Here is a 13,653-nt window from a genome sequence, read left to right as displayed (position 1 = left end):
CAATCCATAACGCCAACCCCAAAGGGTTGGACTTGATCCAAAGGAATCTCACCCAGCCGAAGCTGGAACGAGGTTATTTGGCATTTGACAAGTGCACGCTGTTGAGTTCTCAAGGAACGGATGCTCCCACCATCGGACCTCTCGGTCGTCATCATGGGGCAACTATTCGTTTCTCCCGGCTCGGTGTCGGATCGGCGCTTCGCTCTTGACAGAGCAGTGGTCCCAAGATCTGACTCGTGGAGTTCGGGATCCTCATCCTACTCGCATCTGCGACAAGATCTCAAGTCGAGATCTTCAGGATGAGGGTTGGTTCTCCGCTTGAGGGGGCGCCGGGCCTCTCGGCCTCTCCGCTCTTCCCTGTGGGGCGAACAAGTAATAAGTTACGTGGGTTCCGGCCATCTGCCAACTCGAGCGCACACCCCGGGCGTGTCGCGCATGTTTCCGCGGTCCGCGTGGGATCACTCCCCCGCCAGATACTCGATCGCCGCCGCACGGAACACGCGTGAGCCCGGGGCGTTGAAGTGGTGCCGATCCGGGATCTCCAGGAACGTGCCGCGCGGTGTGGCCGCAGCCAGGGCACGCGAGCCCTCGATGATCGCGTCCTGCGTACCCGTGGCGAACAGCACGGGCTGCGTCGGCGCCAGCAGAGGGTCCGGGTCGGCGGTCCCCGACGATCGCAGCCCCTGCGCGATCGCCCACAGCGCGCGCAGATCGTTTCCCGGCACCCGCTCGGTGAGGGCGATGTAGTTCTGGGTGACGCGATCCGTGACCGGCGTGCCGTCCTCGATGAGGGCTCTGACCTGATCCAGGTCGAGACGCCCCAGCGGGACGCCGTCGGGCACGCCGCCCAGCACCCCCCGCAGCACGCGCTCGGGGAGATCGCGAAGGACCTCCCACCCCACCCGGGCTCCGAGGGAATAGCCCACGTACACCGCGTCGTCGATGAGGTAGGTGTCCATGACCGACTCGACGTCACGGGCGAGTTCGCGCAGGTCGTAGTCACGAGACTCGTGCGGCTTGTCGCTCGCTCCGTGCCCGCGCTGGTCCAGACCGACCACGCGGAAGCCCGCACGCTGCAGGTCGCGCACCCATCCGGTGCTGACCCAGTTGTCCCGCGTGCTCGAGGCGAACCCGTGCACCACGACCGCTGTCGGCGCGTCGGGCTCCCCCCAGGAGTAGGTGGCGATGCGGTGCCCTTCGCCCACCATCACGTAGCGGGGCTCGGGCATCTCGGTCAGGGCGGGCAGCGCAGCGGTCACCCCTCGATTCTGCTCCTTATCGCGTCGCGATGCCGCGCGAGCGGCGCCGGACGACGACCGCGCAAAGCACGAGCGTGCCCACAGCCCACACGGCGCAGGCCTGCGGCAGCACGCGGTACGCCAGATGGGCGACGGCGAACTCGGAGGTGAGCGGGCCGTAGACCGCGAGCCCGATCCCCCATGCCGCGATCAGCACGGCGGGAAGCGCCGTCACCCACACGGCACCGACCCATCGCGGCGTCCGCGGCGCGTACGGAACACGGGGACGACGGCGCAACCACAGCAGCGCCCACACCGCGATGATCACCAGGCCGATCGCGCTGGAGCCGTGCTGAAGCCACTTGATCCCCACGAGGGGGCCCCACTGCTGCTCCAACGCCGGGAAGATCTGCGAACCCAGTCGCCCCTCGTGCGTGAAGGCGTCCCAGGCGATGTGGCTCGCGACGCCGATCGCCAGCGATGCCACCAGGAGCAGCACCGCGCCCGCGGACACGCCGAACGTCTCCCGCCAGATGGTGCGCGCCGGAGCATCCCACCCCGCCGGCAGGCGCTCCGCGATCGGTCCGGGCGCGAGCTCCCGCGCGGCCGGACGCAGAAGCGCTCGCCACAGCAGCAGGAGGGCGAGCGCCACGAGCATCGTCACCGGAAGCCATCGCAGGTCGTGCGTGAGCCCGTAGGTCACCGGCAGCCCGCGCACGAACAACGGAAGATCCGGCGTCATCGCCCCCACCGCGATCGCCGCGGGAACCAGCGGCGTCCGCACGAACGGCAACGCGGCAACGGCGTGGCTCGGCGTGAAAGGCATGGATCAGCCGCGCGGGATGAGCCCCGCGAGCGTCTTCTTGCCGCGGCGGACGATCGACACGCCCCCCGGCAGCCCGGCCCGGATCGTCGCCGACTCGTCGGCGACGCGTTCACCGTCGAGGCTCACCCCGCCCTGCGCCACGGCGCGGCGCGCCTCGCTCAACGAGGAGACGAGTCCCGTGGCGAGAAGCGCCTGTGCCACGGTCATGCCCGGCTCGATCGCAGCGTGAGGCAGTTCGTCGATCGCCGCCCGCAGCGTCGCCGCATCCAGAGCGGTCAGATCACCCTGCCCGAACAGCGCCTCGGATGCGGCGACGACCGCCTCCGCAGCCTCGAGTCCGTGCACGAGCGCCGTCACTTCCAGCGCGAGCCGCTTCTGCGCCGCGCGGCGGAAGGGCTCGGCCTGCACCTGGTCGGCGTAGCGGTCGATCTCCTCGCGGGTGAGGAAGGTGAACACCTTCAGACGATCGATCACGTCGGCGTCGTCGGTGTTCAGCCAGAACTGGTACATGCGGTACGGACTGCACATCTCTGCATCCAGCCAGACCGCGTTTCCCTCGCTCTTGCCGAACTTCGTGCCGTCGCTGTTGGTGATCAGCGGGGTGCCGATCGCATGGACCGAGACCCCTTCGACGCGATGGATGAGATCGGTGCCGCTGGTGAGGTTTCCCCACTGGTCCGATCCACCCGTCTGCAGGACGCAGCCGTACTGGCGGTACAGCTCCAGGTAGTCGAGCCCCTGCAGGATCTGGTAGCTGAACTCCGTGTAGCTGATGCCCGCCTCGGAGTTCAGGCGCGCGCTGACCGCGTCCTTCTTGAGCATGGTGCCGACACGGAAGTGCTTGCCGACCTCGCGGAGGAAATCGATCGCCGACAGCGGCGCGGTCCAGTCGAGGTTGTTCACGATGCGCGCCGCGTTCTCGCCGTCGAAGCTGAGGAAGCGCTCGACCTGCGCACGCAGGCGCATGACCCATTCCTCGACGGTCTCGCGGGTGTTGAGCGTGCGCTCCGCCGACGGGCGCGGGTCACCGATCAGCCCGGTGGATCCTCCGACCAGCCCGAGCGGGCGATGGCCCGCGAGCTGCAGCCGGCGCATCACGATCAGCTGCACGAGGTTTCCGAGGTGCAGGCTCGGCGCCGTGGGGTCGAAGCCGCAGTAATACGTGATCGGCCCCTCGCCCAGCACGGCGCGCAGCGCCTCGGGATCGGTGGACACATGCACGGAGCCGCGCCAGACCAGTTCGTCCCACACGTTCGAGAACGAGGGGTCGTTGGCGGGGGCGGTCGCGCTCACAACGGGCGTAGACACGCGTGCCAGCGTAGCAACTGGCCGGGGCTCCACCGCCCTCCGGCGCGGGAGGACGATGCGAGTCGGAGGGGGCTGGGACACTGGCAGCATGTTCGCCCTCTCCCCCGAGCTGATCGTCGCCGGCGTCACGAGCCTCGCGCTGCTGCTCGCCCTGGCGGCGGCGCTGATCCTGGTGCTCGTCGCGCGTCGTCGCCCCGCCGATGGCGCTCTCGCCGTGGCCACGGGGCTCGTGCTCGTGGGGCTGGTGAGCGTCGTCGTACTCCCCGTGGATATCCCGCTGATCGTCGGCCTTCCGCTCGCGCTACTCGGAACCGCGCTCGCGGTGACCGGCGGCGACCCCGTCACCCGACGCATCCTCGACATCGCCACGCACGGTCAGGTCCGAGAAGGGGATGCCGGCGGCATCCTCGTCTTCCGATCGCGCACCGGCGAGAGCACGGAGTCCGGATTGGAGGAAGTGCTGCGCGGCGGCACCACGATCGGCTACCTCGAGCGGCTCGCGGTCGTGCTGTCGCTGCTGGCGGGGTTCCCGGAGGCCATCGCCGTCGTCGTCGCGATCAAGGGCATCGGCCGCTTCTCAGAGCTCGCCACCTCGGCGGCCCGCGAGCGCTTCATCGTCGGGACACTCGCCAGTCTCCTGTGGGCAGGAGTGGTCGGCGCACTCGTGCGCCTCGCGATCTTCTGATACGCCTCACCGACGCCACTGCGCGAAGCCCTCGACGAGGCCCGCGGCTCCGGATGCGGTGAGCAGCTGTGACACGGCGGATTGCGTGATGTGCTCGCGTGCCGCCAGCTCCCGCTGCGTGAGCCCCAGGCAGCGCCCGTAGACCAGACGTCGCGCGCGCTCGCCCATGGCACTCACGAGCTCGTCACGGGCCCAGACGTACGCGTTCGCCAGACGCACCTGCTCATGCACCGCCGAGTCCTCGTCCTCCGCGGCGGCGATCCAGGTGCGCACTGCGGGCATCGCGCGGACCTGCTTGGCATGCAGGGCGTCGATCGCGGCGCGGGCCGCCCACCACGCCGGCCCCTCGGCCAGCTCGCCCGCTGCCGCATCCACGGTGTACACCTCGCCGACACCGACCCCGAAGCGGCACTCGAGACCGTCCGGGAGCGCCAGCGTGATCAGCAGGATGCCGGCCAGAGCCGCGCCGAGGTCCGGGTACTCCCCCTGAAACTCGTCGCCCACGGTTGCGGACAGCATCCGATCCGCCAGAGGCAGGTCGGCTTCGACCGAGGCGAACACGGTCTCGATCCGTCGCTGCGCGCCGGTGCGGTCCGCGAGCGCCCGCGATCCGACGATGTCCGCCGTCACAACGATTGCCATGACGCAAGAATAAGCTAATGACTAATTTTCTACCAAAATAAGCATATTGCTTATCTCAGCCGAATCGGCCGTTGACGTAGTCGAAGGTGCGGGCGTCGAGCGGATCGGCGAACATCGCCTCCGTCTCGCCGTGCTCCACGATGTGCCCGGGCTGCCCCTGCGAAGCCAGGAAGAAGGCGCACTGGTCCGAGACGCGTTGCGCCTGCTGCATGTTGTGAGTGACGATCACGATCGTCACTTCCTGAGCAAGCTCCAGCATCGTCTCCTCGATGACGCGCGTCGAGGTCGGGTCCAACGCCGAGCAGGGCTCGTCCATGAGCAGGACACGGGGGCGCACCGCCAGCGAGCGTGCGATGCAGAGTCGCTGCTGCTGGCCGCCCGAGAGCCCGCCGCCGGGTGAGCGCAGCCGGTCCTTCAGCTCGGACCAGAGACCGGCCTTGGTCAGGCAGGTCTCCACGAGGTAGTCCTTACGTTCGCGATCGGCGCGGATTCCGGTGAGCGCGAGGCCCGCAAGCACGTTGTCGTAGATGGACATCGCGGGGAACGGGTTCGGCTTCTGGAACACCATCCCGATGCGCTTGCGCGCGTCGACGACAGGCAGGGTCGGCTCGTAGATGTCTTCCCCGTCGAGGAGTACCTCCCCGGCCAGCGATGCGGACGGGACCAACTCGTGCATGCGGTTCAGAATGCGCAGGAAGGTGGACTTTCCGCATCCGGACGGCCCGATCAACGCAGTGATCCGTCCGGCGGGCATGGTGAGCGAGACGTCCTGCAGCACCTGATGCTCGCCGAACCACGCGGAGATCAACCGGGCGTCGAGCTGCGCGGGCGCGACGAGCGCACCGGCGGCGAGCCGGGCCGCGGCGAACTCGAGACGCTCGCGCGTCGCGGCCGCGCCGCCGGTGAGCACGATCGCCGAGGGCGCGGGCGCCGCCGTGCCGCCGCGACCGAGTGCACGGCCGAGAAAGCGCGGCTGTTGCCGCTGATCGCGGCGGGATGCGGGGACGACCATCGCCGGGGGAACGGAGTCCAGAACCACTTCGGTCACCGGATCATCCGATGCGAGGGATGCCGACGTCTGCGACGGCGGCCGCTCGGTGGCATCGGTGATCGATACCACCTCGGTGATGGTCTCGTCGTACGGGGTCGCGTGGGACAGCGCGGCGCCTTCGGCCGAGGACGCGGGCTCGTCGTGAGGTGTCGACATGTGGAAGTGCTCCAGTCAGATGAGGTTGGGCAGAAGGACCGCGACCTGTGTGGCGGTGACGAGACCCGCGAGGCCCACGAGCGGGACGAAGACGATCCAGGTCCTGCGCCAGCCGAATCGGCGCAGCGACCAGATGGCGCCCAGTTCCGCCGCCACGAGGAACTGCAGACCGAAGATCAGCGCCCACACCGTCCGGACATCCGTGGCCAGCGCCCGCTCCTGCGGCGGGAGCGTGACCGAGGTTGTCTGGCGCGCGCCGCGCGGCTTCCCCTCCCCTACGAGCATCGCGTCGACGTACTGCACACCCACCGGGGCGAGCGGGCCGCCACGAGCGGTCATCAGAATGAGGCGACTCTCACCCGCTCGCGGGTTAGCGGGCGCGGGGTCGCCTGCGTACCGCGTTCCCATGGTCTCGAAGACCAGCTCCCCCTGCCCGGTCGTCACCGTGAAGCGGTCGCCGGGAGCCAGGTGGGACAGCGATCCGAAGGGGCCGCCGTAGGCGAAAGATCGCCCCATGATCACGCTGACTCCGACCTGGCCGGGAAGCACGGTGTCGCGGCGGTGTCCGGGCCCGTCCATCAAGGTGGCGCCCGATGTCCCCTCCACGACGACGTCATGGAGGCCGATCTCCGGGATGTCGATGATCGCCACAGGAGCTCCATCCGCGAGCAGCACGTCCTCGAAGTCACCTTCCGAGACCGGCGCGGTCCCGTCGGCCAGCTCGGCACGGAAGCGGTCCCGCAGCTGCTGCTGACTGGCGTGATACGTGATGTTGCCGACCACCGCGATGGAGAGCAGGAACGTCGCGATGACGGTCGCGATCATCACGAGGGTCGCGCGGACGACGGCCTGGCGCGGTGTCAACGGAGGCCGCGGCGGGCTCGGGGGGCGGCGGGGCATCCGTGGGGGTCTTCCCGAGGGTCTCGCCGTCTCCCGCGGTGGCGCCGGCGGTTCCTGCACCATGACCGCTCCTGCACTCACGCGACGCCCGCAGAGGGGACGGCGCAAGGCGCGCCGATCGTCGTCGCGGTGATCCGCAGGAGCACGACCGCGAGCGCGATGAGCGCGAACCCCGTCAGCAACAGCCACGGCAGGACGTAGACCACCGCCGCACGGCTGACGGCCGCCGTCTCCTGCCCGTCGATCCGGGCGGGAGGAGTGAGCGTCACCCGTCCGACGACGAAGGGCCATTGCCCGGAGCCGCTCAACGTCGCGGTCACCACTCGGGTCTCCTTCGGCTTGAGCGAGCGGACGTGCACCCCTGCCCCGTCGATACGCGTGCCGAATGCGGTGGCGAGGCTGAAGTCGGCGGTGGCGTCGATCGTCTCCGACGAGAGGTTGCGCAGCGTCACCCACAGCTCCGTCGTCCCCTCCAGCGGATTGAGCGTCGGCCGCGACGTGCCGCTGATGTCGCTGAGGTAGAGACCGCCGGCGATCTCCATGTCACCCGCCGCGGGAACGGGGGCGGGTGAGTCCGTCGCGACGGTGTTCGCCCCGGATGTCTGCGACGCCGCGGACGCCGTTCTCCCCACCGGCGGCGTGCTCTTGGCGGGGGCGGATGTCCCGACGACGGGAACGCTGATGCCGATGCCGTCCGCATCCGCGTCGTCCGCGTGCGCCGGAAACGCGATGAGCGACACGGCGACGAGCGCCGCGCCTGTCGCGAGGATGCTGCGCGCCCAGCCGCGCACTCGGTTCGGCGACACGTCAGCTCCCCGTTCCGACGGTCTCGCGCTCCGCGGCGGCCCGCGCGGCTTCGGCGCGGGTGAACGCCATCCACTCGGCAGCCCGCTTGTCGTCGCGGCGACGACGCCAGCGCAGATACACCACGAAGAGTCCTCCGAGCACGAGGAGGGCGACGACAATCCACGGCACGGCCCAGAGACCCGCCTCGCGGTCCACCTGCGGAGCAGGCGGCGCCTGACCCGTCGCCCCCGTCTGATCGCCTCGCGAGTACAAGGATGCCGTCGCGCCGACGTACACGTATTGACCGATCGGACCGAGATCGTACGTGACCGTGCGGGAGGCGCCCGGCAGGAGCTCGTCGAGGTTCTCGAGCCGACGTTCGATGAGATCCGTGCCGAAGAAGCTCTTCGCCATGAGCACCAGCGTCGGCGCGAGGGCGACGTTGCCCTCGTTGGTGACCGTGAGGGTGACGCTGGCACTGCCGTCGAACGGGTTGAGTGCCGGGTTGTATGTCGCCGTCATCCCTGTGATGTTCAAGAGCGACTGCAGGTCGCCGGCCACCCGCACGTACATGCGCGTGCCCACGCGGCGATCCACGAGGATCTGATCGGACGGTGACTGGGAGGACACGATGAGCCCACCCGCGTGATCTCCGGGGGGCGCATCAGCCGGAACCTGCACCGAGAAGCGGATCGCGCGAGCGTCTCCGGCAGCGAGATCGAACTGCATCCGCGTGGAGCCGTCCTCCAGCAGGACCCACGAACCGGAGTCGCTGGCGGCCTCGTTCGCATCCAGGAGGGCGAAGTCCCCACTCTCCGTGTTGAAGGCATCGGTGGCGTACACGGTCACGCGCTGCGCCGTCGTGCCGGTGTTCTGCACGCGATAGCAGTCCGCGACCTCTTGCCCCGGTGCCGCGTCATAGGTGTACCGCGAACGACCGTCGGCGGCTCCCGTGTCGTCGCAGGGGCCGCCGGCGATCGCCTCGGTGTCGTCGGCGTGCGCGGCCGACGGAGCAACGACGACGAGCAGGCTCGCGGTCAACAGAGTCGCCGCCAGCGCGATGATCGCGCGCAGCGCAAGGGCACCCGTTCGGGTTCGGGTATCGAACACGGACTATTTACTCCATATCTGGCTGTCCGCCGCGCGTCCACGCAGTGAACGAGCGGCGAACAGGATCGAGCGGTCCGCCGCTCCCGGGTGCGACCCCGGACGCGGCGGGTGGGGGTGGGACGCGCGTGCGACCCACCCCCGGGAACTCACTTCGAGACCACGGTGACCGTCATCGTCGAGGTGTAGGTGCCCGCCGGGGTGCCCAGCGGAGCGGTCAGCGTCAGCGCGGCCGACAGGTCGGTCTTGCCGGTTCCCTTGCCCGCTTCGGCCTCCGCGAACTTCGCGGCCTCTTTGGCGCCGGTGAGCGCCGACACGACGGAGACCCCGGTAGCGGTCGAGGTGCTCTTGACGGCCGGAACGATCGCCAACGCGGTGGGATCGATCGTGCTCGACCCGCTCGTGAAGGTCGCCACCGAGGTGTTCACCGTCCAGCCCGGTTTGGTCGCGTAGCGCTCATCGCTGACCTGGAAGGTGGGCAGGATACCGGTGGACACCGACTTGCCCGTGTTGTCCAGCGCGGCCGAGCCCAGCGTGGCCTTCTCACCGGTGGGAATGCTCAGCGAGAGCGCGCCGTCGACGGGAGCCGCCACCGGCGCCTCGATCGCAATCTGGCCCGTCGGGTCGGTCGGGTCTGTGGGCGTGGTCGCCTGCGTCGGGTACTCGTACGTCCAGTCCGCCGTGCCCGCGGTGATGTGGATGTAGGCGAAGGCGCCGAGCCCGACGAACGTCACACCGTTGTTCTTCGTGTACGCGATACCCATGCTGTAGTCGCCCCCGGCGGCCTTGATGGACGCGAAGGAGTTCGAGGGGAACCGGTTGAGCGAAGCGGGGGCCTGGAGCACGCGGTTCGTGCCCGGCTCGAAGCCGATGTCGACGCGCGTCGCCCAGTCGGCGATCGAGGACTCCTTGCCGCGAGGGGAGATGAAGATGTACGTCGATTCCGCGCCTGAGGGCGCATCGGCGAAGCGCTGGTCGGGGTCGGTGGCGCTGGGAGCGGCGACGAGTCCCGTCGTGTAGGTCAACGGCGTGCCTGAAGGCACGACGGCGCCGCTGTCCAGTGAGTAGAGGAAGTAGGGCTCGGGCGTCCCGTTGGGAGTCCAGTCGCCCACGGCAGCGGAGGCTGCGGTGGCACCGAATCCGGCGATGCCCAGTCCGAGCGAGAGGGCGAGGCCGGCGGCCGCGACCTTGGTGATCGAGAGCTTCATGTCGAGATGTCCTTCGGGTTTCGGGCTCAGAGCGTCACGAATGCGTAGAGGGGTGCCGTCTGCGACGGCGCGAGGAAGCCGAACTTCTCCTTGACACGACGGGGGGTGCCCGCGAGTGCGCCGGTGAAGTTGGTGAGGCTCGTGGTGACGGTGGGGTCGACCAGGGCAGCGAGCGAGGCGTCGTACTTGGGGTCATTGGGAGTGATGCGAGCGCGCTCAACGACGAGGTAGGTATCGCGACCGAACGTCGTGTTCGCGTAGTAGGTGGCGTTGGGCACCGTGCTCGCGCCGGAGCCGGTCACGGCGGTGGTTCCCGACACGGCGCTGCCCAGCGAGACGCCTGGCGCCGCAGCGATGCTGTTCACGCCGGCTGCGCCGGTCACCTGAGCGGTCCAGCTGGCGACCGAGAACGGGATGATCTCCCCCGCGGCCAACACCGTCGCGTCGTTCTCGGGCGTCGTGTTGCTCGTGTCGATGCCGGCCTTGAGGCTCGGGTTGCCGATGGCCCCGAGGAAGAAGGAGCGCGTCCCGGATCCGTTCTGAGGCAGTCGGGGGTTCACGGCGACGCCGTCGATGGAGGTCAGCGTGCCCTCGTAGATCTGCTTCAGCTGCGCAGCGGTGAGGTTCGCCCACGCCGCGGTGCCACCCTTGTAGATGTAGGACACGGCGTCGCGACCGAACGGCACATAGGCGAGCTTGCCGTCGGCGTTCTGGTTGCTGCCGGGGCCGCTGGAGGAACGGGCGATGTCGACCTGACCGGTGATGGTCTTGCCGTTGTAGGCGGTGCCGGTGATCGAGGCGCGCAGCGCCGTGACGCCGTTGCCCGAGCCCGAGGGCCGCTGGAAGTAGGGCCCACCGGACTTGGTCTGGATCTGGCTGCCCGTCCCCGTGGAGGGGAACGCGTCGAACGAGCCGATCGTGTCGCCGGCGGCGGTTTTGACGCGGACGTTCGATCCGGTGACCGAGGTGCCGTTGGCCAGGGCGTTCGCCGCATCCTGAAGGGTGTCGGAACCGACGAGCACATAACTGTTGGACACGACCTCGGCGTTCGCCGAGCCCGCCACGAACCCGCCCGCGACGACGACGCCGAGCGCCGCCGTCACGGCAGCAAGCCGCTTGAACTTCATGGTGTTCTCTTTCTGTCGGGTGAAGAGGGATGATGCGGAAGAGAGGTCAGAGTCGTCGGCGCAGACGGCCGACGAAGGGGACAGCACCGGCGGCGGCGACACCGGCCAGCAGGCTGACCGGAAGCGCCTGGGTCAGCGCGCCCGTCTGCGGATCGTCCGGCGTCGCACCGGCCGACAGGGCGCCGGACGGGGCGCCGGATGCGACGGGATTCGCGGCGGATGCGGCGGCGGGAGCGGCGGGCGCGGGAGGGGGCGCCGATGCCGGCGCGGCCGCCGCCGGGGCCGGGCTCGTCGCGGGTGCCGACGCCTTCGCGTCGATGGCGTCCGCGGCGGCGAGCGCCTGCGTCCGCCATGCCGCGGGCAACGGCGCGTACCCCTCCGGCAGCTGTCCCTGGAGGTTGCCGGGCGTCTGCCCGTCCTGCGCCGCGAAACGGACGAATCGTGCGTAGCTGGCCGCCACCGCATCCGAGTTGAGGGACGCGTTCGTCGCCGCGTAGACCGGGATGGACAACGGATACGCCTTCTCGTCGGCGCGTACGGCCGCCGAGAACGGGTCGAGAGCGAGAACCTGCGGCTGCGTCGCGGAAGCCGTCATCAGCGACGCCGCCGCCAGGATGCTGGCCGTGTCGGGGGCGACGAACGTGCCCGCGGGGGTGCGCAGCTTCGCGGTGACCGTCTGATAGCGATCGGCGGACGAGGTGTCCGTCATCGCGATGACCTTCCGGTCGCCGACGAGATCGCGCGCCTTGCGCTGCCACTTCGGCGGTTGCGAGATCGGATCCCACTCCCCCACGTTCAGCCCGTCACCACGGAGGGCGTAGTACGCCCCCGACACGAGATCGTTCGTGTATGGCCGCCATGCGACGGAGTTGAGAACGCGCGGCTCTCCGGCATACGCCTCCTCGGGGTCGACCTTCGGGAAGTCGTCGCGCGGCAGTTCGAGCGCATTGCCGGTCGGGTTGACGGCTGCATCCGTGGAGGCGTAGGGGTTCACCCTCATACCCCACGGGTCCGCTTCTCCCGCGAGGAATGCCGCCGCATCCGTGTCGGCGAGGATGTAGTTCCACACCGCTCGCGCGTAGCCGGAGCGTCCGAGCGGAACCATGAGGTCGGCGACCGCCGGGCTCACGATGGCCTGATCCCGCCAGCTGGGATTGACGGAGAGGAACTCCGGGTCGAAGACGATGTTGCGGGGGTTGCGACCGAGATGGCTCGTGTCGGCGTTCGTCGGCAGCGCGTCGGTGTAGCTGGACGTGAGCAGCTTCGCCAACAGACGCGGTGTCAGGTTCATCTGCTCGAACGGGCGCCGCGCAGCATCCTGTTCTTCCGGCGGCGCCACGGCCGAGGGGTACCGGTCGACGGCGAACGTGACCGCGACGCCGGTGAGCGCGATGGGTGCGTACGTGAGCGCGTCGACCTCGCCGTCGCGCGGTCGCACGGGCTGCGACGTCAGCGCGAGCGGAGAATCCGCCACCGTGTTGGCGCTCTCCGCCGCATCCATGTCGGTCGTCGTGATGAGGGTGTAGGCGTCGCCGTCCTTCGCGCCGCAGAGGTTCGGCTGCCAGGACGAGACCGCATCGCTCGCGAGCTCGGAACCCGCCAGCTGTTGCTCACCGACACCGATCGCACAGTGCGTGCCCACGGGCTGGAAGTCGAGCCGCACGGCGATCCGGTGCTTCCATTGCTCCCAGAACAAGGGGGACGCGGTGTTCGTGCCCGCACCGCGCGGAACGACGACGAGCCAGCACGGCTGCCCGGTGACCGCCCCGTCGGCACCGGTCACCGCGGCGCCGCAGCCGAGGCCCGGCGACTGCAGGGCGGTCTGCAGCTCGAAGGTGACGGCCCCCGTCCCCGAGCTGTTCGAGCCCGCCCACGGGATTTCGTTGGTCGTATACCGGGTGAAGTAGGCGTTCTCGTTCAGGTTGACGCCGGGGATCTTCTGGTTGTGATCGTCGATGCTGCGCACCACGTCCGAGATGCCCGTGTTGGCATCCGGGATGGTGCGGAAGGGGATACCGGTGTAGGAGGCGTCCAGCCCGCCCTTGCCGAAGTAGGAGTAGCGGGCATCCTCCGGCGCGATGGCCTCGGTCGAGGCGCGTCCGTCGTCCCGGCGCGCACCCGGCGTGGCGAAGCCGCCGAACTGGCAGGTGGTCCGGGACGGGAGGTACTCGGCGTCATCGTTGATGACGTCGCCCCAGCACTGCATGATCTGCAGGAAGTTCTCACCGCCGGTCTGACCGCTCGGCAGGGTGGATGCCTTGCCACCGGTCCACGAGACCGATACGGCCTGCGCGACGAGGTCGGCGGTCTGCGAGACGGTGACCTTGAGGTCGGGCATCGGCGCGTCGCCGAGATAGATGTCCTGGTCTCGGGCAGAGACCGTCACTGCCGACGACGAGGTGTCCTCCGCGCGCGCCGCGCCCGTCACGGCGAGCGACACCGACAGCACGGCCGCGCAGGTCACGACGCCCGCCGCGACGGATCGCACCCACGTGCGGACGAGTCCGTTTCGGACCACGAGAACACCCCAGTTCCGGCCGCCCCAGCGACCACACGACACGTTAGGAATCCCGTGCGAATCGACTGTGTCCGCACTGGGAATGACCGGCTCCGCCGGCC

General features: G+C 69.4%; 13 protein-coding genes. 2 read left to right on the top strand and 11 right to left on the bottom strand.

Annotated elements, in window-relative coordinates:
• Nucleotides 1-209 (top strand): hypothetical protein (locus SK224_RS16065; protein WP_320435630.1); only part of this gene is annotated, 209 nt, incomplete at its 5' end.
• A 249-nt stretch (nt 210-458) separates the two neighbouring features.
• Here SK224_RS16065 and SK224_RS16060 read toward each other — a convergent pair.
• Genes SK224_RS16060 through tyrS form a run of 3 tightly spaced genes read right to left on the bottom strand, consistent with a single transcriptional unit; the run spans nt 459 to nt 3,357 of the window.
• Nucleotides 459-1,259, bottom strand: coding sequence for an alpha/beta hydrolase (locus tag SK224_RS16060; protein ID WP_320435629.1), 801 nt, complete (start codon nt 1,257-1,259; stop codon nt 459-461).
• 16 nt (nt 1,260-1,275) lie between these two features.
• The gene (locus tag SK224_RS16055) at nt 1,276-2,064 is read right to left on the bottom strand and encodes a DUF4184 family protein (protein ID WP_320435628.1); all 789 of its coding nucleotides are present in this window, start codon (nt 2,062-2,064) and stop codon (nt 1,276-1,278) included.
• 3 nt (nt 2,065-2,067) lie between these two features.
• Complete coding sequence (gene tyrS, locus SK224_RS16050) at nt 2,068-3,357, bottom strand: tyrosine--tRNA ligase (RefSeq protein ID WP_413816804.1); 1,290 nt, start codon at nt 3,355-3,357, stop codon at nt 2,068-2,070.
• A 103-nt stretch (nt 3,358-3,460) separates the two neighbouring features.
• Here tyrS and SK224_RS16045 point away from each other — a divergent pair, with 103 nt between their 5' ends.
• Nucleotides 3,461-4,057, top strand: a complete 597-nt coding sequence (locus SK224_RS16045; protein WP_320435626.1) for a hypothetical protein — start codon at nt 3,461-3,463, stop codon at nt 4,055-4,057.
• A gap of 6 nt (nt 4,058-4,063) precedes the next feature.
• Here SK224_RS16045 and SK224_RS16040 read toward each other — a convergent pair whose 3' ends face one another.
• The 8 genes from SK224_RS16040 to SK224_RS16005 all read right to left on the bottom strand — a co-directional run bounded on the left by SK224_RS16040 (nt 4,064) and on the right by SK224_RS16005 (nt 13,552).
• Nucleotides 4,064-4,699 carry a SatD family protein gene (locus SK224_RS16040; RefSeq protein ID WP_320435625.1) on the bottom strand — a complete coding sequence of 212 codons (636 nt, stop codon included), beginning with the start codon at nt 4,697-4,699 and terminating at the stop codon, nt 4,064-4,066.
• Between the two features lie 55 nt (nt 4,700-4,754).
• The gene (locus tag SK224_RS16035) at nt 4,755-5,507 is read right to left on the bottom strand and encodes a phosphate ABC transporter ATP-binding protein (RefSeq protein WP_320435657.1); all 753 of its coding nucleotides are present in this window, start codon (nt 5,505-5,507) and stop codon (nt 4,755-4,757) included.
• A gap of 414 nt (nt 5,508-5,921) precedes the next feature.
• Nucleotides 5,922-6,806 (bottom strand): sortase, encoded by an 885-nt coding sequence (locus tag SK224_RS16030; RefSeq protein ID WP_320435624.1) that lies wholly within the window; start codon nt 6,804-6,806, stop codon nt 5,922-5,924.
• A gap of 77 nt (nt 6,807-6,883) precedes the next feature.
• On the bottom strand, nt 6,884-7,612 hold the full coding sequence (locus SK224_RS16025; RefSeq protein ID WP_320435623.1) for a hypothetical protein: 729 nt from the start codon (nt 7,610-7,612) through the stop codon (nt 6,884-6,886).
• A 1-nt stretch (nt 7,613) separates the two neighbouring features.
• On the bottom strand, nt 7,614-8,702 hold the full coding sequence (locus tag SK224_RS16020) for a WxL protein peptidoglycan domain-containing protein (protein ID WP_320435622.1): 1,089 nt from the start codon (nt 8,700-8,702) through the stop codon (nt 7,614-7,616).
• 146 nt (nt 8,703-8,848) lie between these two features.
• Nucleotides 8,849-9,907, bottom strand: coding sequence for a hypothetical protein (locus tag SK224_RS16015; RefSeq protein ID WP_320435621.1), 1,059 nt, complete (start codon nt 9,905-9,907; stop codon nt 8,849-8,851).
• A gap of 26 nt (nt 9,908-9,933) precedes the next feature.
• Nucleotides 9,934-11,034, bottom strand: a complete 1,101-nt coding sequence (locus tag SK224_RS16010) for a hypothetical protein (RefSeq protein WP_320435620.1) — start codon at nt 11,032-11,034, stop codon at nt 9,934-9,936.
• A gap of 46 nt (nt 11,035-11,080) precedes the next feature.
• Entirely contained in the window at nt 11,081-13,552 is a 2,472-nt protein-coding gene (locus SK224_RS16005; protein ID WP_320435619.1) for a hypothetical protein, read from the bottom strand.
• Between the last annotated feature and the right edge of the window lie 101 nt (nt 13,553-13,653).

The organism is Microbacterium sp. BG28 (assembly GCF_034044005.1).
GTDB lineage: Bacteria > Actinomycetota > Actinomycetes > Actinomycetales > Microbacteriaceae > Microbacterium.
This window is presented reverse-complemented; position numbering and strand designations above follow the sequence as displayed.